This window comes from Mycobacterium marseillense, assembly GCF_010731675.1.
GTDB lineage: Bacteria > Actinomycetota > Actinomycetes > Mycobacteriales > Mycobacteriaceae > Mycobacterium > Mycobacterium marseillense.
Map to the genome: position 1 here is coordinate 501,129 of NZ_AP022584.1, position 20,830 is coordinate 521,958.

Sequence of the window (20,830 nt, forward strand, 5' to 3'; positions counted from 1 at the left end):
GGGTCGGGGCGGGTCGTTCAGCTCGCGTGTGGAAGGCGAAGTAGCAATCCAAAACTATCCTGTCACTGCGCCTTCGTCGGCACACATCCAGGGCAGACAGCGCGCGCTGGCCGGGTGACACCGATCACGCTTGCTACCGTGTGGCCACTGCAGCCAGAGCGGGGAGGTCCGATGCCGCCATCACCACAGCTACCCCAACATTTCGTCGACAGCGCCGACGGCGCGCGCATCGCCGTCTACGAAGAGGGCAACCCCGACGGCCCCACGGTGGTCTTGGTGCACGGCTTCCCCGACTCGCATGTGCTCTGGGACGGGGTCGTGCCGCTGCTCGCCGAGCGGTTCCGGATCCTGCGCTACGACAACCGCGGGGTCGGCCTGTCCTCGGTGCCCAAGCCGGTGTCGGCCTACAGCATGGACCGCTTCGCCGACGACTTCGCCGCGGTGACCGCCGAACTGAGCCCGGGCAAGCCCGTGCATGTGCTGGCCCACGACTGGGGCTCGGTGGGGCTGTGGCACTACCTCAAGCGCCCCGGCGCGGGTGACCGGGTGGCCACGTGCACGTCGGTGTCCGGACCCAGCCAAGACCAGCTGGTCGACTACATCTTCACCGGTCTGCGGGCGCCGTGGCGTCCCCGCACCTTCGCCCGGGCGATCAGCCAGGCGCTGCGGTTCACCTACATGCTGCTGTTCTCGATCCCGGTGCTGGCCCCGTTGTTCCTGCGGCTGACGCTGTCGGTCCCGGCGCTGCGCCGCAACGCGGTCGACAACATTCCCGTCGAGCAGATCCACCATTCCGACAAGCTCGCGCGAGACGCCGCCCAATCGGTAAAAACCTATCCCGCCAACTACTTTCGCTCGTTCACCGGTCGCAAGGAGGGCGTCGCGGTCATCGACGTGCCCGTGCAGCTGATCGTCAACACCGAGGACAAGTACGTGCGGCCGTACGGATACGACCACACCCCGCGCTTCGTGCCGCGGCTGTGGCGCCGCGACATCCGGGCCGGTCACTTCTCCCCGATGTCGCACCCGCAGGTGATGGCGGCGGCGGTGCACGACTTCGCCGACCTGGCCGAGGGCAAGCCGCCCGGCCGCGCGCTGCTGCGCGCCCAGGTGGGGCGCCCCCGCGGGGCGTTCGGCGACACCCTGGTGTCGGTCACCGGCGCCGGCAGCGGGATCGGGCGCGCGACCGCGTTCGCGTTCGCCCGCGAGGGCGCCGAGCTGGTGATCAGCGATATCGACGAAGCGGCCGTCAAGGCCACGGCCGCCGAGATCGCCACCCGGGGCGGCGTCGCGCACGCCTACGTGCTCGACGTGTCCGACGCGCAGGCAGTGGAGGGGTTCGCCGAGCGGGTCAGCGCCGAGCACGGCGTGCCTGACATCGTCGTCAACAACGCCGGCATCGGGCAGGCGGGCGGGTTCCTGGACACCCCGGCCGAGCAGTTCGACCGGGTGCTCGACGTCAACCTCGGCGGGGTGGTGAACGGCTGCCGCTCCTTCGGGCGGCGACTGGTGGAGCGCGGCACCGGCGGCTACATCGTCAACGTGTCGTCGATGGCCGCCTACGCCCCGCTGCAGTCGCTGAGCGCCTATTGCACGTCCAAGGCGGCGACGTACATGTTCTCGGACTGCCTGCGCGCCGAACTCGACGCCGCCGGCGTGGGGCTGAGCACGATCTGTCCCGGCGTCATCGACACCAACATCATCAGCACCACCCGGTTCGACGCGCCCGCGGGAAAGCAGGCCGACGCCGTCGACGGGCGCCGCGGGCAGCTCGGCAAGATGTTCACGCTGCGGCATTACGGCCCCGACAAGGTCGCCGACGCCATCCTGTCGTCGGTCAAGAAGAAGAAACCGATCCGTCCCGTAGCGCCGGAAGCCTATGCGCTGTACGGGCTTTCGCGGGTGGCGCCGCAGGGCCTGCGTAACGCGGCGCGGATACGGGTGATCTAAGCCGGGCTAGGCACGGGGTCCGGCCGCCCCGCGGCGCCCGGTCAGCAACGTCGCGCCGATCCCGATGACCCCGAGCACCGCCAGCGGGATGGCCCACGCGCGGCGGCCGCCCACCGACGACTGGCACTGCGCGACAAAGTCGGTGTGCGGGACGATTTGGTTGAGGATCGGGATATTCGCGCCATTGCTGTTGTTCGCGCTTCTGGCCTCGGAAAGATCAGTCGCGACCGCGTTCCCGCAGCCCACCGAATGGCCATTGCTGTCGGTCACCGACACCGGCGCCAACAAACCGATGACCCCGGCCAACAGCAGTACCGCGCCCACACCGATGATCAACCGTCGCGCCGTCATGGTTTGCCTTTCGCGCCTTTTCCTGCCCGGGATTACGACCGCTAGCAGATTAACCGGAGCGCAGCGCCGGTAAACCCGGACGGATACAGCGCCGGTTGGTGGGTATCCCGCCGCGGTGGCCCAAACGGACCCAGGAGGGAAGGGACTTGTGGTGATCACTGCAACGCGAGAGGTGCCTGTCCCGTGCGAGCGCGTCTGGGAGGTGCTTGCACAGGGCTGGACCTACACCCAGTGGGTGGTCGGCAACAGCCGCATGCGTGCCGTGGATCCGAACTGGCCGGCGCCCGGCTCCTCGATCAGGCATTCCATCGGGATCTGGCCGCTGGTGATCAACGACGCCACGATCGTGGAGGAGAGCGAACCGCCGCACAGGCTGGTGTTGTGCGCCCGCTTGGGGCCGATGGGCGCCGCGCGGATCACGATGCTGCTGCACGAGATCCCGCAGGGGTGCCGGATCGAAATGATCGAGGTGCCGGTCGAAGGCCCGATGGGGCTGGTCCCCGATGCGATCGCGTTGGCCGCCGCGTACCCGCGCAACGTGGAATGCCTGCTGCGACTGGCAGCCCTGGCGGAACGCCTGGAGCCGAGCCAGGTGAAGTGACGGTGCGTGACACCGCCGACGCGGTCGTCATCGGGGCGGGGCACCACGGGCTGGTCGCCGCCGCGATGCTGGCCGACGCCGGGTGGGACGTGCTGGTGCTCGAAGCCCAGCCGGAACCCGGTGGCGCGGTGCGCAGCGCCGAGCTGACGCCGGGCTACATCACCGACCTGTTCAGCTCGTACTACCCGATGACGGTGGCTTCGCCCGCGATTGCGGCGCTGCAGCTCGAGGACCACGGCCTGCGGTGGTCACACGCGCCGGCGGTGGTCGGCCATCCCCGCGCGGGCGCCGACGACGACCCGCCCATCATCTACCGTGACCCGGCGCGCACGGCCGCGGAATTCGCGCGCCGCGAGCCCGCCGACGGCGAAAACTGGTGGCGCGTCGTGAAGTTGTGGGAAGACATCAAGTCGCCGCTGCTCGACGCCATGCTGGCCCCCTTCCCGCCCGTGCGCCCGCTGCTACGGCTGCTGACGAAACTCGGTACGTCGGACGCGATCCGGGTCGCGCGGCTGCTGGTCCAGCCCGCCAACACCATGGTGAGTGAGCTGTTCGCCGGTGAGGCGCCGCGAGTGTTGTTGTTGGGCAACGCCATGCATGCCGACGCCCCGCCCGACGCCCCCATCAGCGGCGCCATGGGGTTTCTGATGACCATGCTGGCCCAGGACTGCGGCTGGCCGGTACCGGTCGGGGGTTCGGGCCAATTGACGGCCGCGCTGGTCAACCGTGCCCGCTCGGCGGGGGCGCGAATCGAGTGCAACGAGAACGTTTCTCGCATCGAGGTGCGGGGCGGGCGGGCGGTCGGGGTGACGACGGCCGGGGGGCGCACGGTGTGGGCGCGCCGCGCGGTCGTGGCCGACGTGACGGCACCACGACTGTTCTGCGACATGCTGCCCACCGACGCGGTGCCGCCCAAGGTGCGCCGCGACCTCGAGCACTTCATCTGGGATCCGCCAGTGGTCAAGGTCAACTACGCGCTGCGCGGGCCGGTGCCGTGGCGGGCGCAACGGCTGCGCGAGGTGGGCACCGTCCACCTCGGGGCCGACGGCGACGGGCTGGTGCGCTGGATGGCCGACCTGAACACCAAGACGGTGCCCGAGCATCCCTTCATGCTGTTGGGGCAGACCACCACCGCAGATCCCACCCGGTCGCCGGCGGGCACCGAAAGCGTCTGGGCCTACACGCATTTGCCGCGCAACATCGCCGACGACGCCTCGGCCGAACGGCTCGCTGAATCGGTGGACCGGGTCATCGAGGAGCACGCGCCGGGCTTCGGCGCGGCGGTGATCGACCGGTTCGTGCAACGCCCGTCGGACCTGGAGGCCAGCGACGCCAACCTGCACCTGGGCGCGCTCAACGGCGGCACGGCGCAGCTTCACCAGATGCTGATCTTTCGCCCCGCCGCCGGAATGGGCCGGGCCGAAACCCCGGTCGAGGGGCTGTATTTGGGCAGTGCCTCGGCCACCCCGGGCGGTTCCGTGCACGGCGCCTGCGGGCGCAACGCGGCCAACGCCGCGCTGGCCGCCAACGGGATCAGCGGCTGGCCGCGGCGCCGGTTGACCCGCGCCGCGATGTCGCTGCTGACGAAGTAGTGCGCGCTTTCTCTCGGTCGCTGACCGTCACGCCGCCGTGACGCTCGGCGAGCACGCAGCCCCTTGCTAGCCGTTTTCGCAGATGTCCTCGAGCACCGCGAACATGGTGCGGACCGGCACACCCGTGGCGCCCTTGGGCGAATACCCCCACGGTCCGCCGGTGTTGTAGGCCGGCCCGGCCACGTCGATGTGTGCCCACCCCACGCCGTCGGCGACGAACTCGCGCAGGAACACGCCCGCGACCAGCATGCCGGCGAAGCGCTGCCCGCTGATGTTCGACAGGTCGGCCACCGTGGACTTCAGGTCTTCCTTGAGTTCGTCGGGAAGCGGCATCGGCCAACCGTTTTCGCCCACCCGCTGCGAGATCGCGGCCACGCGGTCGCGGAACTCGTCGCTGCCCATCACGCCGGGAATCCGGCTGCCCAGCGCCACCGTCTGCGCGCCGGTCAGCGTGGACGTCTCGATCAGATAGTCCGGGTCGTCCTCGCACGCGCGCACGATGGCGTCGGCCAGAATCAGCCGGCCCTCGGCGTCGGTGTTCTGCACCTCGACGGTGATGCCGCCGTACTGCGTCAGCACGTCACCGGGGCGCTGGGCCGTCGCCGAGGGCATGTTTTCGGCCATCGGCACGGTCGCGATCACGTCGATGGGCAGCTGCAACTGCGCGGCCAGCGCGACGGTCGCGATAACCGCCGCGGCCCCGCCCATATCCGAGGTCATATGGTGCATCCCGGCCGCCGGCTTGATCGAGATGCCGCCGGTGTCGAACGTGACGCCCTTGCCCACCAGGGCGACTCGCTTCGCCTGCTTGGACCGCTTGGCCAGCTTCGAACCCCGATGGGTCAGCCGCACCAGCCGCGGCGGCCGCGACGACCCCTGGCCGACACCGATGATCCCGCCGTAGCCGCCCTTCTGCAGCGCCTTGTCGTCGAGCACCTCCACCTCGAGGCCCACCGACTCGCCCAAAGCCCTTGCGCGCTTGGCGAATTCGTCAGGAAACAGGTGGCTCGGCGGGGTGTTGACGAAGTCGCGCGCGGTGGCGACGGCCGTTGCGACGGCCGCACCGTGCGCGGCGTCCTTCTTGGCGTCCTTAGCGGTCGCGAGCACCGTGATCTTGCCCAGCCCTTTATCTTTGGGCGCGGTCTTGGGGCTGCGGAAATCGGTGAATCGGTAGCTGCCCAGGATCAGGCCTTCGACGGCGGCCGAGGCGACGCCCTCCCCGGGCAGCTCGCCGAGCGTGGTGAGCACGGCCGCGGTGTTGCCGAGCGAGCGCGCGGCCACACCGGCGGCGCGGCGGACCGTGTCGGCCGGCCACTCAGGTCGCGGCTTGCCCAGGCCGATCGTCAGCACGCTGGACACCGGCAGCGACGGCACCACCAGCCGGTGCACCTGGTCGGCGCCGCCGGTGGCCTCCAGGGCGCGCAGCCCGGATTCGATCTCGGCGATCGCGCCCGAGGACAGGAACGGCTCGGCCGAAGCGACGGCCGCGCCCGGCTTGTCGTCGTCGCCCGTGGAGACGACGGGCACGATCAGCACGGTGGACGCGGTGGCGCGCCGGGGCAGCGAGGAGGCGACACTGACAGCGGGGGAGGCGTAACCGGGTTCGTTGCTCATCCGCATCACCCTAACGGGCCGCCCGGCGCGGCCCCTTAGGGTGAAGAGTCGTGAGCAACGAAGCCGACCTTCTGCACGGACCGTTAGAAGACCGTCACCGCGACCTGGGCGCCAGCTTCGCCGAGTTCGGCGGCTGGCTGATGCCGGTGTCGTATGCGGGCACGGTCAGCGAGCACACCGCGACGCGCAACGCCGTCGGCCTGTTCGACGTCAGCCACCTGGGCAAGGCGTTGGTGCGCGGGCCGGGCGCCGCGCGGTTCGTCAACGCCGCGCTCACCAACGACCTCAACCGGATCGGGCCCGGCAAGGCGCAATACACCCTGTGCTGCACCGAATCCGGCGGCGTGGTCGACGACCTGATCGCCTACTACGTCGACGACGACGAGATCTTTCTGGTGCCCAACGCCGCCAACACCGCCGCGGTGGTCGAGGCGCTGCAGGCCGCCGCGCCCTCCGAACTGACCATCACCAACCTGCACCGCTCCTATGCGGTGCTGGCCGTGCAGGGCCCGCGCTCGGCCGACGTGCTCGGCGAGCTGGGCCTGCCGACCGACATGGATTACATGGCCTATGCCGACACCGAGTTCTCGAGCGTGCCGGTGCGGGTCTGCCGTACCGGCTACACCGGCGAGCACGGCTACGAGCTGCTGCCGCCCTGGGAGTCCGCCGGTGTGGTGTTCGACGCCCTGGCCGCCGCGGTCAAGGCGGCCGGCGGCGAGCCGGCCGGCCTGGGCGCCCGCGACACGCTGCGCACCGAGATGGGCTACCCGCTGCACGGGCACGAACTGTCGCTCGACATTTCCCCGCTGCAGGCCCGCTGCGGCTGGGCGGTCGGCTGGAAGAAGGAGGCGTTCTTCGGCCGCGACGCCCTGCTGGCCGAGAAAAAGGCCGGGCCGCGGCGGCTGCTGCGCGGGCTGCGGATGACCGGACGTGGGGTGCTGCGCGCCGGGCAGACGGTGCTGGCCGGCGACACCCCGGTCGGGGTTACCACCTCGGGCACCTTCTCCCCGACGCTGCAGGCCGGCATCGCACTGGCGCTCCTCGACGCCGACGCCGGGGTCGAGGACGGCCAGGAAATCACCGTCGACGTCCGCGGCCGCCCGGCCGCCTGCGAAGTCGTGCGCCCGCCCTTCGTCACGGTGAAAACCCGCTAGCCGCGCCGCTTGCGCGGGCGAAATCCGATTCGGCAGGCGGATATACAATCAGCGGATGACCAGTGGCTCCCTCGAGTTCACGGTTTCGCGCTCGACACGTCCGGCGACCGACAGCGAACGCGAAACCATCCTGGCCGAGCCGGGTTTCGGCAAATACTTCACCGACCACATGGTGGCGATCGAGTACGACGACGGCCGGGGCTGGCACGACGCGCGCGTTATCCCCTACGGCCCGATCCAATTGGACCCGTCGGCGCTCGTGCTGCACTACGCCCAGGAAATCTTCGAAGGCCTCAAGGCGTACCGCTGGGCGGACGGCTCCATCGTGTCGTTTCGCGCCGAGGCCAACGCCGCCCGGCTGCAGTCGTCGGCGCGACGGCTGGCGATTCCCGAACTGCCCGAAGAGCTGTTCATGGAATCCCTGCGCCAGCTCATCGCGGTCGACAGCGCCTGGGTCCCGGCCGCCGGCGGGGAAGAGGCGCTGTATCTGCGCCCGTTCGTCATCGCCACCGAGCCCGGACTGGGCGTGCGGCCCTCTCGGCAATACCGCTACCTGCTGATCGCCTCGCCGGCCGGTGCCTACTTCAAGGGCGGCGTCAGCCCTGTCACGGTCTGGGTGTCGACGGAGTACGTGCGGGCCAGTCCCGGCGGCACCGGCGCGGCCAAGTTCGGCGGCAACTACGCCGCCTCGCTGTCCGCCCAGGCCGAAGCGGCGGCCAACGATTGCGACCAGGTGGTGTGGCTGGACGCCGTCGAGCGACGCTTCGTCGAGGAGATGGGCGGGATGAACATCTTCTTCGTGTTCGGCAGCGGCGGGTCGGCGCGGCTGGTCACCCCGGAGTTGTCGGGCTCGCTGCTACCGGGGATCACGCGAAATTCGTTGCTGCAGTTGGCGATTGATGCCGGTTTCTCCGTCGAGGAACGCAAGATCGACATCGACGAGTGGCAGAAGAAGGCCGCCGCCGGCGAGATCACCGAGGTGTTCGCCTGCGGCACCGCCGCGGTCATCACACCCGTCGCGCACGTGAAGTACGGCGACGCCGAGTTCACCATCGCCGACGGCCAGCCCGGCGAGGTGACGATGGCGTTGCGCGACACGTTGACCGGGATTCAGCGGGGTACCTTCGCCGACACTCACGGCTGGATGGCGAGGCTGGGGTAGCGCGGCGTTGCCGCCACCGTGACTGTGCAGTCACGGTCGGCGGCGAACGTGACTGCACCGTCACGTTCGCGGCGCGCTAGAACCGCACCAGGCCCGCGAGCGCCACCGCGCACACCGTCGTCGTCAGTTCGATCGCGGCGCCCAGCACGTCGCCGGTGATGCCGCCGAAGCGGCGCGCGCAGTGCCGCACCAGCACCGCGCCGCAGCCCAGGCCCAGCAGCACCGCCGCCGGGCCATGCCACGGTCGCGGCCCAGCCGTCAGCGACGCCGCCAGCAGCACCGCGACCCAGGCCGCCACCACGGCCGTCGGCTGGCTTCCGGCCACCGCGGCGCCCAGCGCGCTACCCTCGGCCGCCGGCACCGAGCGGTGGCCGGCCAGCACCGCGGCGACCCGGCCGGCGAAGACCGCCACGGCGATCCCGACGACACCGTGCGCCCCGGCGCCCGCTCCCAGCGCCGAGAACGCCAGCGCCTGCAACGCCACCACGACGACGACGGCGGCCACCCCGAACGGCCCGGTCGATCCCTCTCGCATCACCGTCAGCGCCCGCTCGGGCGGCCCGTAGCAGCCCAGGCCGTCGGCGGTGTCGGCGACGCCGTCGACGTGCAGGCCGCGTGTGATCAGCAGCAGCACCACGACCGCGAGCAGCCCGGCCAGCGGGCTGGACCGGCCGAACGCCAGCTCCCCGCTCCAGGTCACGGCCGCGGCCAGCGCCCCCAGGGCCGCGCCCACCACGGGCAGCGCGGTCATGGCGCCGCGGCCCATCGGCGCGGACCGGGCACCAGGGACGGGCAGCACCGTCCCGAACGCGAAAGCCGTTGCCAGCGAACGGATCACGATGGGGGAGCAGCTTGGTCGGGTCGGTTGGCCACGCCGGCCTCGGTGAACGTCGCCATCGACGACAGGGTGGCCACCGCGGCGCGCAGGACCGGCAGCGCCAGCGCGGCACCGGTTCCCTCGCCCAGCCGCATGCGCAGGTCGAGGATCGGCTCCAAATCCAGTGCCGTGAGCGCCAACGCGTGGCCCGGCTCGGTGGACCGGTGACCGGCCTGCCACCACATCCGGGCGCCCGGAGCCAGGTGCTCGGCCACCAGCGCCGCCGCCGTCACCGCCATGCCGTCGAGCAGCAGCGGCGTGCGCCGGACCGCGGCCTGCGCGCAAAAGCCCGCCATCGCCGCCAGATCCGCGCCGCCCGCGCAGCGCAGCAGCGCGACCGGATCCGGCAGCACCTGGCGCGCGCGGAACAGGGCGTCGCGCACCGCGGCGGTCTTGCGTCCCCACCCTGCGTCGCTGATCCCGGTGCCGAAGCCCACCACCACGACCGGCTCGGCGTTGGTCAACGCGGCCACTAAAACCGCTGCGGCCGTGGTGTTTCCGATGCCCATGTCGCCGGCGATCAGCAGATCCGCGCCCGCATCGACCTCCTCGTCGGCGATGGCCGCGCCGGACGCGAGCGCCCGCGCGGTCTCGTCGTCGCTCAACGCGTCCTGCTCGCTGATGTCGCCGCTGCCGCGCCGCACCTTGTGGGCGCCGATCGACGGGCTCAGCGGGTCGGCGTCGACCGCCAGATCCGCGACGCGCACGCCCGCCCCGGCGATCCCGGTCAGCGCGTTGATCGCGGCCCCGCCGGCGTCGATGTTGGCGACCATCTGGGCGGTCACCTCCGGCGGGTACGCCGACACCCCCGACCGGGCGACGCCGTGGTCACCGGCGAACACCACCACCCGGGCGCGCTCGAACTGTCGCGGGGGGCACTGCCCCTGGCACGCCGCGACCCACACCGAGAGATCCTCGAGGCGGCCCAGCGCGCCGTGGGGCTTGGTGAGGGTGTCCTGGCGGGCGCGGGCGGCGGCGGCGACGCCCGCGTCGGGCGGCGACACGGCGGCGAATTCCATTAGGCCCCCGACGGTTTGATCGGCACCGCTTGGCCGGCCACCACCAGCACCACGCGTTCGCACACCCCGGCGAGGCGTTGGTTGAGGTTGCCGAGCTCGTCGGCGAATCGGCGCCCGGACGCGGTGGCCGGCACGACGCTCAGCCCGACCTCGGGACTGACCAGCATCAGCGTCGAGGCGAAGTCGTCGACCGCGGACACCACCTCGTCGACCGAGGCCGCCACCGAGCCGCCCTCCCACGCGTGGCCGCGGTCCATCGCGCCGGTCAGCCAGGTGCCGAGATCGTCGACCAGGGTGGGGGTGTCCGTGGCTTGGCGCAATTGGGTTGCGATGTCCTCGGTTTCGATCGTCGACCAATGCGCGGGCCGACGGTCACGATGCGCGGCGACCCGGTGCGCCCAGTCCGCATCGTCGTCACCGGCCGGCCCCGCGGCCAGATAATGAACCGGCCGGCCGGGCGGCAATCCCGCGGCGATGGCGTCCTCCGCCCACCGTGACTTGCCCGACCTGATCCCGCCGAGCACCAGGGTGCGCACCGGCGTCAGCCGGCCTTCGGGCGAGGATTACTCGACACTGGCGCCATGCTTGACCTGAGGCCGCGGCGCCCGCAACCGGCGCATCTGGGAGGCGCGGCCGGCGGCGTAAAGGCCTAGCTTCCAACGGCTTTCGGTGTTATTCGGAAACTTCGCGTCGACCAGCTTGCTGATCTTGCGGCCCAGGATCAGGCCGTCGACGCTCATCACCGCCATCAGCACCAGCATCGCCGGAGACACCCAGAGCTGCAGCTGCGGGACGCCGAACATGACAAACATCAAAAAAAGGGTCGACGGCATGAACAGGCCCAGCAGGTTGCGCCGGGAATCCACCACGTCACGCACGTAGCGCCGGACGGGGCCCTGGTCGCGCGGCAGCAGGTAGCCCTCCTCGCCGGCCATCATGCGATTTCGGCGCTCCGACATGCGCGCGCGGTTGGCGGTCTTGTCGGCGCGGCGCTCCTCGCGGCTGAGCTTGGGGCCGGCCAGCGTTCTGCGCCGGGCCCGGGCCTCCGAGGAGGTCATGGGTGCGGGTGCGACGGGGCCCTTCTTCGCGTTCCGTCGTGCCTCGTTGCGTTTGGGCGTGGGGCGGCCTTTGGGCCCGGTCCGGTGGGGTGTGGCGCCGGCGGCGCCAGCAACGTCGGAGGCGGCCGACGCGGCCACGTTTTCGTCGAGGTCGGTGTCCTGGCCCTTCTTGCGACCCAAAAGCTTCACAGGGGCCAGGTTACTTCGCGGATGACGCGCGCCGGAATTCGCCTGGAATGCCTTGCTATTAGACCTGCGTTAGTGCCGCCCTTGGCCCTACTCTTACACGTGATGAATGGCTGCCTTTGATGGACGACGGGTCGATGGCCTCGGATGATGCTGCCCCCGGCCTGGCACCCGGCCGTCTTCAGCTACCCGCGATGCAAGTTCTGGTGGCCCCGGACTGTTACGCCGACAGCATGTCGGCCCTGGAAGCCTCGGCCGCCATCGCGACCGGCTGGACCCGGTCGCGGCCGGGCGACCGGTTCATCGTCGCGCCGCAGTCCGACGGCGGGCCCGGCTTCGTCGAAGTACTGGCCAGCAGGCTGGGGGAGATGCGGCGCTTGCGGGTGTCGGGGCCGCTAAAAGCCATGGTGGAAGCCGAATGGGTCTTCGATCCCGGGTCGGCGACCGCCTACCTGGAGTGCGCCCAAGCCTGCGGCCTGGCGCTGCTCGGCGGTCCGCCCACCCCGGAGACCGCGATGGCGGCCCACAGCAAAGGCGTCGGACAGCTGATCGCCGAGGCGCTGCGGGTGGGGGCGACGCGGATCGTCGTCGGCTTGGGTGGCAGCGCGTGCACCGACGGCGGCCAAGGCATGATCGCCGAGCTGGGCGGCCTGGACACCGCGCGCCGCCAACTGGGCAACGTGGAGCTGATCGCCGCGTCCGACACCGAATACCCGATGCTGGGTCCGTGGGGAGCGGCCCGAGTGTTCGGGCCGCAGAAGGGTGCCGACACGGCCACCGTCGCGGCCCTGGAAGTTCGGCTGCAGGCGTGGGCGCTCATCTTGGAGGCGGTGGCCGGGCGCGACGTGAGCGCCGAGCCGGGCGCGGGGGCCGCCGGCGGCATCGGCGCCGGCCTGCTCGCGCTCGGCGGGCGGTGCGAGTCCGGCGCCGCCATCATCGCCGAACACACTCGGTTGTCCGACGACCTCGACACGGCCGAGTTGATCGTCACCGGTGAGGGCCGCTTCGACGAGCAGTCCCTGCACGGCAAAGTGGTCGGCTTTCTGGCCGACGCGGCCCGGCCCCGCGGGATCCCGGTGGTGGTGCTGGCCGGCCAGGTCGACCTGGACAACGCGACGGTGCGCTCGTCGGGCATCATGGCCGCGCTGTCGATTGCTGAGCATGCCGGATCGGTGCGGCTGGCCCAGGCCGACGCGGCCAATCAGCTCATGGGTCTGGCCTCCGTTGTGGCGGCGCGACTCGGGAATAGCGGTCCTGCAAGGTACCGTTGATGGTGTGGACTTCCCGGCAGCCCGGGCCGCGCGGCGCAAGCCGGCGGCGTCGGGCCTGATCGGTCCCACTCAACAATGAGGCATGTAGGAGAAGCAATGACGGTGCAAAACGAGTCGAACGCCAAGACCCACGGCGTGATCCTGACTGAGGCCGCCGCCACCAAGGCCAAGTCGCTGCTGGACCAGGAGGGTCGCGACGACCTGGCGCTGCGCATCGCGGTCCAGCCGGGTGGGTGCGCTGGGCTGCGCTACAACCTCTTCTTCGACGACCGGTCGCTGGATGGCGACCTGATCGCGGAGTTCGGGGGTGTGACCCTGACGGTGGACCGGATGAGCGCGCCCTACGTCGACGGCGCGTCCATCGACTTCGTGGACACCATCGAAAAGCAGGGGTTCACCATCGACAACCCGAACGCCGGCGGGTCGTGCGCCTGCGGCGATTCGTTCAACTGATTTCACGCGAGACCGCAACTACCGACGCGTTCCCCGAGTAGGGCCGTCGGCAGTTGCAGTCTGGCGGCACGAAAAGCTCTAGTACGAGCCGCCGGTGCGCAGCACGTACGAGCACACCATGATCTGGCCGCGCTGGAAGAGCAGCTGCGCGATGCCCTGCACCTGCCCGCGCATGGGACCCCCGCTCACCGGTGACACCCGCATGGTGAACAACGCCTGAGCCTGGTACTGCGACAGGTACACGATCTTGTCGATCGAGGTGATCTCCACATCGGAGAATTGCTTGCGGAATGCGTCGCTGCTGAGCTTGGCCAACGCCTGGTCGGACCGCTTGTCCTGGACGCCGTCGTAGAGGCCGCACAGCGCGTTGCGGGCGATCTCGTTGATGTCGCGGTGCTCGAGCGCGTCCAGGTACCCCTGAATCGCCGTCTTCGCCGCGCCCTCGGAGAACGTGGTGCCGGTATTGGCCCCGTTGGTGCGCACGCCATAGACGATGGCCACCGTCATCACCGCGACGAGCGCGATCGCCAGCGCCACGCCGACGATCAGCCGCCGCTTGGAGCGGGGCGGCGGGTACGGCGCCGGTCCGGGCGGCGGCCCGGCATAATTGGCCGCAAGGGGTCCTGCCTGGGGAGCTGGGGTGAAGCCCACGCCGCCCGGGTTGGGGTCGTCGTCGGGGAACTCGAGTGGCGCCGATTCGCTGGGGGAGTCATGTCCGCTCGGTCCGTTGCCGCCGACAGCGTGGTTCGGCGAGTGCGGGCCTGCCATCGTGGTTCTCCTACGGTGGTAGACGGGACTGCAAGCGGGTTGCGGCCCAAGCATTGTGATCCCGGCGACTTGAGTGAGTTCCCTAGGGAGGCTAGCGCAGACCTCGCGGCGACCGTGCACGCAACGACGGCCGCAGGCGCCTGAGTAAGCTAGATAACCTTACTAACGAAGGATGGAGATTTCGTGACGATCGCGGTGACAGGTTCGATTGCGACCGACAACCTGATGCGGTTCCCCGGCCGATTTTCCGAGCACCTGCTGGCCGAGCACCTGCAGAAGGTGTCCCTGAGCTTCCTGGTCGACGACTTGGTGATTCACCGCGGCGGGGTGGCGGGCAATATCGCGTTCGCCATCGGTGTGCTGGGCGGCGACGTGGCGCTGGTCGGCGCGGCCGGTGACGACTTCGGCGAGTACCGCGACTGGCTGCAGTCCCACGGCGTCAACTGCGACCACGTGCTGATCTCGACGACCGCGCACACCGCGCGCTTCGTGTGCACCACCGACGAGGACATGGCCCAGATCGCGTCGTTCTATCCCGGCGCGATGTCCGAGGCCCGCAACATCAAGCTCGCCGACCTGGTGTCGGCGCAGGGCAAGCCGGACCTGGTGATCGTCGGGGCCAACGACCCGGACGCGATGGTGGTGCACACCGAGGAGTGCCGCAAGCTCGGCCTGCCGTTCGCAGCCGACCCGTCCCAGCAGCTGCCCCGCCTGTCCGGGGACGAGATCGACAAGCTGGTCGACGGTGCGGCCTACCTGTTCACCAACGACTACGAGTGGGAGCTGTTGCGCTCCAAGACCGGCTGGTCCGAGGCCGATGTGCAACAGAAGGTGGACCTGCGGGTCACGACGCTGGGCGCCAAGGGCGTCGACATCGTCGAGCGCGACGGGACCACCACCCACGTCGGCGTGGTGCCCGAGACCAGCCAGACCGACCCCACCGGCGTCGGCGACGCGTTCCGGGCCGGCTTCCTCACCGGGCGCAGCGCCGGGCTGAACCTCGAGCGTTCGGCGCAGCTCGGCTCGCTGGTGGCGGTGCTGGTGCTGGAATCGACCGGAACCCAGGAGTGGGCGTGGGACCGCGAGGTCGCCAAGACCCGGTTGGCCGACGCCTACGGCGACGTGGCGGCCGCCGAGATCGCGGCGGTGCTCGCCTAAAGCCATTTCCCGCCCGGGCCGCATCGAGTGTGGACCCAGGGCGTCGAGTGTGAGCCGGCGGCGGCGACACGCCGACAAGTCGCGCCCCGTGTGCACACTGAAAGCGCGGGATTCACATTCGAACCCGGGGTGGACCAGGCCTAGAGCTGCACCGGGTACGCGGGCTCGCTGATCTGGGGTACCACGCTGCCCTCGACGAAGATCGCGTGCCAGAGCATGAAGATCAGCAGCGTCCACAGCCGGCGGCTGTGATCGGCGGCGCCGCTGCGGTGCTCGTCGAGCATCCTGCGCACGGCATCCAGGTCGACGAAGTTGACCACCGAACTGGCCTGCGCCGACGCCACCAGCTCGTAGGCCCACTCCAGCAGCTCGCCGGCGCGCAGCCAGTGCCGGATCGGCACCGGGAACCCGAGCTTGGGCCGGTGCAACACGTGCGCGGGGACGATCGGCTCCAGCGCGCGGCGCAACGCGTACTTGGTGGTCGTGCGGGTGATCTTGGCCTCCACGGGCAACCGCGAGGCCACGGCGAACACTTCGGGATCCAGGAACGGCACCCGCAGCTCCAGGGAGTTGGCCATGGTCATCTTGTCGGCCTTGACCAGGATGTCGCCGCGCAGCCAGGTGAACAGGTCGATGTGCTGCATGCGGGCCACCGGGTCCCAGCCCGCCGATTCGGCGTACAGCGGCGCGGTCACGTCGGTATGGGTCCACTCCGGGCGGAAGCCGGGCAGCACGTCGCGCAGCTGCGCGTCGGAGAAGCTGCGGGCATTGCCGTAGTAGCGCTCTTCGAGCGTCAGCGAGCCCCGGTGCAGCAGGCTCTTGCCCCGCATCCCCTCCGGGAGGGGGCGCGACACCTTGCCCATCGACCGCCGCAGCGGGCGGGGCAGATAGTCGAAAGGCTTCAGCGACAACGGCTCCCGGTAGATCGTGTAGCCGCCGAACAATTCGTCGGCGCCCTCGCCGGATAGGACCACCTTGACGTGCTTGCGGGCCTCGCGGGCCACGAAGAACAGCGGCACCAGCGCCGGGTCGGCGACCGGCTCGTCGAGGTACCAGACGATCTCGGGCAGGGCGGCGACGAACTCGTCGGGCGTGACGACCTTGGCGATGTGGCGCGCGCCGATGGCCTCCGCCGAGGCCACCGCGACGTCGATCTCGGAGAATCCCTCCCGCTCGAAGCCGGTGGTGAAGGTGATCAGCCGCGGGTTGTGCCGGATGGCCAGCGCCGCGATGGCGGTGGAGTCGATCCCCCCGGACAGGAATGACCCGACGGTCACGTCGGCGCGCATGTGCTTGGCCACCGAGTCCTCGAGCACCGCGGTGATCTCGTCGTACCGGGCCTGTTCGCCGCCGCGGATGATCGGGGTGGCGGCGAAGCGCGGCGCGAAGTACCGGGTGACCTGCGGTTGCAGGTGGTCGGGTCGGATCCGCGCGTAGCAGCCCGATTCCAGCCGGCGCACCCCGCGATGCAACGTCTCGGGCTCGGGCACGTACTGCAGGACGGTGTAGTGCTGCACGGCCCGTTCATCGATGCGGGAGTCGAAGCCGATCAGCTCGGCCAGATCCAGCAGGCACTTTTTCTCGCTGGCCACGGCGGTACCGCCGGCGCCGGTCGCCATGAACAGCGGTTTGATGCCGAAAGGGTCTCGGGCGCAGAACAATTCGCGGGTAGCGGTGTCCCACAGCGCGAACGCGAACATGCCGCGCAACCGGGTCAGGACATCGGTGCCCCAGTAGTGATAACCCGCGACGACGGCCTCGCCGTCGCCGTCGGTGGCGAAGACGGCCCCGTGGGAGGTGGACAGTTCGTCGCGCAGCTCCAGGTAGTTGTAGATCTCGCCGTTGAACACCAGCACGTAGCGGTCGGGCGCCTCCGGCGGCCCCCAGCGCAGCGGCTGGTGCGAGTGCGCGATGTCGATGATGGACAACCGGTTGAAGCCGAACACGACCGAACCGTCGGTGTCTGGGTCCACCCAGGTGCCCGGCTCGTCGGGCCCGCGATGGCGCATCGAGTGCGACGCGCGCGCGATCGCATCGTCGGCGCGGGCGGCCGCCGCCTCCTTGTCCCCATCCTCGGGGGCGGCAACGAACGCCAGCAGACCACACACGGCGCCCCAGTATGCCGCACTTTCCAGACCGCTGGTGGATGCCGCACGCGGCACGGCGCGACACTGGCGGGCCGGGGTTTCGTCGCCCGGCTCAGACGCGTGGTCTACGCTGCGTAGTATTCGATATCCGAGCAGGAGGCGCCAACGTGACCCCTCGCGAGCAGGACCGTTCGCAATCTTTGTCGCAGGGTAGGTTTCAGCGCCGTCCTCAAGGCTCTGCCAAGGGTGTTTCCCGCCGTCTACGGCCGCTGGCGCTGGCTCTGTCGCTGGGTGTGCTGGCGATTTTCCTGAGCGGTTGCAGCAGCTGGGCCGACGCGCTGGCCCTGGGCTGGCCGAGGGGCATCACGCCGCAGGCGCACCTCAACCGCGAGCTGTGGATCGGCGCGGTGATCGCCTCGCTGGTCGTCGGCGCCATCGTCTACGGCCTGATCTTCTGGTCCTCGGCCTTCCACCGCAAGAAGGCGACCGACACCGAGCTGCCCCGCCAGTTCGGCTACAACATGCCCCTGGAGCTCGCGCTCACGGTGACGCCGTTCCTCATCATCTCGGTGCTGTTCTACTTCACCGTGGTGGTGCAGGAAAAGATGCTGCACATCGCCAAGGATCCCGAGGTCGTGATCGACGTCACCGCCTTCCAGTGGAACTGGAAGTTCGGGTATCAGCGCGTGGCGTTCAAAGACGGCACGCTGACCTACGACGGCACGGACCAGGCGCGCAAGAAGGCGATGGTGTCCAAGCCGGAAGGTAAGGACGAGCACGGCGAAGAGCTGGTCGGCCCCGTCCGCGGGCTCAACACCTCGGACCGCACCTACCTGAACTTCGACAAGGTCGAGACCCTGGGAACCAGCAACGAGATCCCGGTGCTGGTGCTGCCGACCGGCAAGCGCATCGAATTCGATCTGGCGTCCGCCGATGTCGTCCACACGTTCTGGGTTCCGGAGTTCTTGTTCAAGCGCGACGTCATCCCGAACGCCGACGCGAACAACTCCGTGCACGTCTTCCAGGTCGAAGAGATCAACACGCCCGGGGCGTTCGTCGGCCACTGCGCCGAGTTCTGTGGCACCTACCACTCGATGATGAACTTCGAGGTTCGCGTGGTGTCGCCCAACGACTTCAAGGCCTATCTGCAGCAGCGGATGGATGGCAAGAGCAACGCCGCGGCGCTGCAGGCGATCGGACAACCGCCGGCCGCGGTGACCACGCACCCGTTCGACACCCGCCGCGGTCAGCTGAGCCAGTAGGTTAGGAAACCAAATGCATATCGAAGCCAGGCTATTCGAGTTCATCGCCGGGTTCTTCTTTGTGGTTGCGGTGCTCTACGGGGTTTTGACCGCGTTGTTCGCCACCGGCGGTGAGGAGTGGGCGGGCACAACCGCGCTGGCGCTGACGGGCGGCCTGGCGCTGATCGTGGCCACCTTCTTCCGGTTCGTGGCGCGCCGGCTCGACACTCGGCCCGAGGACTACGAAGGCGCCGAGATCAGCGACGGAGCAGGGGAATTGGGCTTCTTCAGCCCACACAGCTGGTGGCCGATCCTGATCGCGCTATCGGGCTCGGTGGTGGCGGTGGGCATCGGGCTGTGGCTGCCGTGGCTGATCTTCGCTGGGGTGATGTTCGTCCTGACGTCGGTGGCCGGACTGGTCTTCGAGTACTACCTGGGTCCTGAGAAGCACTGATTCGCGGCATAAAGGTCACAATCCGATCACGTGATCGCTTGCGCCGTTCGCCACGGCGGCTCTGCCTGTTTTGGGTTCGGTAGTGTTTCGCGCAGGCAATGAGAAGTTTCCCAGCGCGCCCGGCAACGAGGTGATTGCGGAGTTTTACGCGCAGGTGATGCAGTCGAACAGGGTAGGCAAAGGGCAGAGATGAGCGGGTCGAAACCCCCGGGATGGGAACCTGACGAACCCGATCCTGTCGACCCGATCAGCCCCCAAGCGGACGCCGATGACGGCGCGGACGCCGGCGGCGACCACGACGTCGAGGGCACGGCGGAACCCTTCGACGACAGCGCCGAAATGGCCGCTGCGGACGAGACGGACGCCTACTCACGCGCCTACTCGGCCCCGGAGTCCGAGCACTTCACCAGCGGCCCCTACATGCCCGCCGATCTGCGGCTCTACGACTACGAGGACTACGAGGAGTCCGAGGACGACGACGAGCGCAGCACCGCACGCTGGCCGTGGGTGGTGGGGATCGCCGCCATCCTGGCCGCGATTGCGCTCGTCGTATCGGTGTCGCTGTTGTTCGCCCGCACCGACACCACCAAGCTGGCCAACCCCAACACCACCACCGCCCCGTCCACGCCGCCGCTGCAGGACGAGATCACGACCACCAAACCGCCGCCCCCACCGCCTCCACCGCCGCCCACGACCGAACCGCCGCCGCCCCCGACAGCAACGGAGACACAGACTGTGACGGTGACGCCTTCCCCGGCACCGCCGCCCCCGCCCGCACCCGCTCCGGCGCCCCCGGCGACCTCCACGGCCGCAGCGCCCCCGCCGCCCACGACACCCACCGGGCCGCGGCAGGTCACCTACTCGGTGACCGGCACCAAGGCCCCGGGCGACATCATCTCGGTGACCTACGTCGACGCGTCCGGCCGGCGGCGCACCCAGCACAACGTGTACATCCCCTGGTCGATGACCGTCACCCCGATCTCGCAGTCGGACGTGGGCTCGGTGGAGGCCTCCAGCCTGTTCCGGGTCAGCAGGCTCAACTGCTCGATCACGACGAGCGACGGAACCGTGCTGTCGTCGAACAGCAACGACTCGCCGCAGACGAGCTGCTGATGGTCAGCAGATATTCGGCATATCGGCGCGGGGTGGGCGACGACACCATTTCGCCCGAGGTGATCGACCGCATCCTGCTCGGCGCGTGCGCCGCGATCTACCTGGTGCTGTTGGGCGTCAGCGTGGCCGCGGCCGTCGCGCTCACCGACCTGGGCAGGGGATTTCACAAATCGGCCAGCAGCCCGCACACGACCTGGGTGTTGTACGCGGTCATCATCGTTTCCGCGCTGATCATCGCCGGCGCCATCCCCATCCTGTTGCGGGCCCGGCGGATGTCGCAGTCCGAGCCGGCCGGCCGTGCGATGACCGCGCCGAACCGGCCGCCGGTGCGCCTGATGTCCCAGGCGCCGCGCACGTCGGCCGAGCGGGCGCGACAGGCCACGGTGCAGGCCGCGCCGCCGAAAACCGACGCGGAATGGTCAGGGGAGACGGTCGACCGAGTCTGGTTGCGCGGCACGGTCATCCTGACCGGCACCATGGGTGCGGCGCTGATCGCGGTCGCGACCGCGACCTACCTGATGGCGGTCGGCCACGACGGCGCGTCCTGGACGGCGTATGTCTTCGCCGGCGCCATCACCGCCGCGATGCCTGCGGTCGAGTGGCTGCACATCCGGCAGCTGCGCCGCGTAGTCGACGAGCACTAAGCCGCCCGTCTCCCGGTGGCCGCGCCGGTCGCGTGGCCGAGCCCGCCGCGACACGCCAACGATGCACACGACCCCAC

At 69.9% G+C, this 20,830-nt stretch carries 20 protein-coding genes; 12 read left to right on the plus strand and 8 right to left on the minus strand.

What is annotated here, in order from left to right:
* The first annotated feature begins 171 nt into the window (after window positions 1–171).
* The gene (locus tag G6N26_RS02260) at window positions 172–1,950 is read left to right on the plus strand and encodes an SDR family oxidoreductase (protein WP_083019905.1); all 1,779 of its coding nucleotides are present in this window, start codon (window positions 172–174) and stop codon (window positions 1,948–1,950) included.
* 6 nt (window positions 1,951–1,956) lie between these two features.
* On the opposite strand, the gene G6N26_RS02265 is transcribed toward G6N26_RS02260, so the two are convergent.
* Window positions 1,957–2,301, minus strand: coding sequence for an aminopeptidase (locus tag G6N26_RS02265; RefSeq protein ID WP_067172633.1), 345 nt, complete (start codon window positions 2,299–2,301; stop codon window positions 1,957–1,959).
* A gap of 151 nt (window positions 2,302–2,452) precedes the next feature.
* On the opposite strand from G6N26_RS02265, the gene G6N26_RS02270 reads away from it, so the two are divergent.
* Both G6N26_RS02270 and G6N26_RS02275 read left to right on the plus strand, forming a co-directional pair.
* A complete protein-coding gene (locus G6N26_RS02270) occupies window positions 2,453–2,902 on the plus strand; it encodes an SRPBCC family protein (protein ID WP_083019959.1) in 450 nt (149 codons plus the stop codon).
* Window positions 2,899–4,494: a phytoene desaturase family protein gene (locus G6N26_RS02275; protein ID WP_163648701.1), complete on the plus strand. Its 1,596-nt coding sequence runs from the start codon at window positions 2,899–2,901 to the stop codon at window positions 4,492–4,494. The genes G6N26_RS02270 and G6N26_RS02275 overlap by 4 nt, the downstream gene beginning before the upstream one ends.
* Window positions 4,495–4,560: 66 nt before the next feature.
* Here the strand turns inward: G6N26_RS02275 and G6N26_RS02280 are convergent, their stop codons facing one another.
* Complete coding sequence (locus tag G6N26_RS02280; RefSeq protein WP_083020513.1) at window positions 4,561–6,108, minus strand: leucyl aminopeptidase; 1,548 nt, start codon at window positions 6,106–6,108, stop codon at window positions 4,561–4,563.
* A gap of 50 nt (window positions 6,109–6,158) precedes the next feature.
* Between G6N26_RS02280 and gcvT the strand changes: the two genes are divergently transcribed.
* Together gcvT and G6N26_RS02290 are read left to right on the plus strand one after the other, a co-directional pair.
* Window positions 6,159–7,262 carry a glycine cleavage system aminomethyltransferase GcvT gene (gene gcvT, locus G6N26_RS02285; protein WP_067172643.1) on the plus strand — a complete coding sequence of 368 codons (1,104 nt, stop codon included), beginning with the start codon at window positions 6,159–6,161 and terminating at the stop codon, window positions 7,260–7,262.
* A gap of 55 nt (window positions 7,263–7,317) precedes the next feature.
* Window positions 7,318–8,424, plus strand: coding sequence for a branched-chain amino acid aminotransferase (locus G6N26_RS02290; RefSeq protein ID WP_067172646.1), 1,107 nt, complete (start codon window positions 7,318–7,320; stop codon window positions 8,422–8,424).
* Between the two features lie 76 nt (window positions 8,425–8,500).
* Here the strand turns inward: G6N26_RS02290 and G6N26_RS02295 are convergent, their stop codons facing one another.
* From G6N26_RS02295 to G6N26_RS02310, 4 genes are read right to left on the minus strand one after another with little or no spacing between them, the layout of a single operon-like run.
* A complete protein-coding gene (locus tag G6N26_RS02295) occupies window positions 8,501–9,262 on the minus strand; it encodes an adenosylcobinamide-GDP ribazoletransferase (RefSeq protein ID WP_083020514.1) in 762 nt (253 codons plus the stop codon).
* A complete protein-coding gene (gene cobT, locus G6N26_RS02300; protein ID WP_083020515.1) occupies window positions 9,259–10,320 on the minus strand; it encodes a nicotinate-nucleotide--dimethylbenzimidazole phosphoribosyltransferase in 1,062 nt (353 codons plus the stop codon). Before cobT ends, G6N26_RS02295 begins: the two co-directional genes overlap by 4 nt.
* The gene (locus G6N26_RS02305; protein WP_083020516.1) at window positions 10,320–10,856 is read right to left on the minus strand and encodes a bifunctional adenosylcobinamide kinase/adenosylcobinamide-phosphate guanylyltransferase; all 537 of its coding nucleotides are present in this window, start codon (window positions 10,854–10,856) and stop codon (window positions 10,320–10,322) included. The genes cobT and G6N26_RS02305 overlap by 1 nt, the downstream gene beginning before the upstream one ends.
* Before the next feature lie 27 nt (window positions 10,857–10,883).
* Window positions 10,884–11,516, minus strand: coding sequence for a DUF3043 domain-containing protein (locus G6N26_RS02310; RefSeq protein WP_232067562.1), 633 nt, complete (start codon window positions 11,514–11,516; stop codon window positions 10,884–10,886).
* Window positions 11,517–11,758: 242 nt separating this feature from the next.
* Between G6N26_RS02310 and G6N26_RS02315 the strand changes: the two genes are divergently transcribed.
* Window positions 11,759–12,835 (plus strand): glycerate kinase family protein, encoded by a 1,077-nt coding sequence (locus tag G6N26_RS02315; protein WP_067172704.1) that lies wholly within the window; start codon window positions 11,759–11,761, stop codon window positions 12,833–12,835.
* 96 nt (window positions 12,836–12,931) lie between these two features.
* Window positions 12,932–13,288, plus strand: coding sequence for a HesB/IscA family protein (locus G6N26_RS02320; protein ID WP_067172662.1), 357 nt, complete (start codon window positions 12,932–12,934; stop codon window positions 13,286–13,288).
* Window positions 13,289–13,366: 78 nt separating this feature from the next.
* On the opposite strand, the gene G6N26_RS02325 is transcribed toward G6N26_RS02320, so the two are convergent.
* Entirely contained in the window at window positions 13,367–14,056 is a 690-nt protein-coding gene (locus G6N26_RS02325; protein WP_083020518.1) for an Rv0361 family membrane protein, read from the minus strand.
* A 183-nt stretch (window positions 14,057–14,239) separates the two neighbouring features.
* Here G6N26_RS02325 and G6N26_RS02330 point away from each other — a divergent pair, with 183 nt between their 5' ends.
* On the plus strand, window positions 14,240–15,214 hold the full coding sequence (locus G6N26_RS02330; RefSeq protein WP_083020519.1) for a carbohydrate kinase family protein: 975 nt from the start codon (window positions 14,240–14,242) through the stop codon (window positions 15,212–15,214).
* Between the two features lie 140 nt (window positions 15,215–15,354).
* Here the strand turns inward: G6N26_RS02330 and asnB are convergent, their stop codons facing one another.
* The gene (gene asnB, locus G6N26_RS02335) at window positions 15,355–17,322 is read right to left on the minus strand and encodes an asparagine synthase (glutamine-hydrolyzing) (RefSeq protein WP_083020520.1); all 1,968 of its coding nucleotides are present in this window, start codon (window positions 17,320–17,322) and stop codon (window positions 15,355–15,357) included.
* A 146-nt stretch (window positions 17,323–17,468) separates the two neighbouring features.
* Here asnB and ctaC point away from each other — a divergent pair, with 146 nt between their 5' ends.
* The 4 genes from ctaC to G6N26_RS02355 all read left to right on the plus strand — a co-directional run bounded on the left by ctaC (window position 17,469) and on the right by G6N26_RS02355 (window position 20,753).
* Window positions 17,469–18,563 carry an aa3-type cytochrome oxidase subunit II gene (ctaC, locus tag G6N26_RS02340; protein WP_082991480.1) on the plus strand — a complete coding sequence of 365 codons (1,095 nt, stop codon included), beginning with the start codon at window positions 17,469–17,471 and terminating at the stop codon, window positions 18,561–18,563.
* Window positions 18,564–18,576: 13 nt separating this feature from the next.
* Window positions 18,577–18,996 carry a cytochrome c oxidase subunit 4 gene (locus G6N26_RS02345; RefSeq protein WP_067172677.1) on the plus strand — a complete coding sequence of 140 codons (420 nt, stop codon included), beginning with the start codon at window positions 18,577–18,579 and terminating at the stop codon, window positions 18,994–18,996.
* A gap of 189 nt (window positions 18,997–19,185) precedes the next feature.
* On the plus strand, window positions 19,186–20,109 hold the full coding sequence (locus G6N26_RS02350) for an MmpS family transport accessory protein (RefSeq protein ID WP_163648703.1): 924 nt from the start codon (window positions 19,186–19,188) through the stop codon (window positions 20,107–20,109).
* Entirely contained in the window at window positions 20,109–20,753 is a 645-nt protein-coding gene (locus tag G6N26_RS02355) for a DUF2561 family protein (RefSeq protein ID WP_083018478.1), read from the plus strand. Before G6N26_RS02350 ends, G6N26_RS02355 begins: the two co-directional genes overlap by 1 nt.
* The last annotated feature ends 77 nt before the right edge of the window (window positions 20,754–20,830 follow it).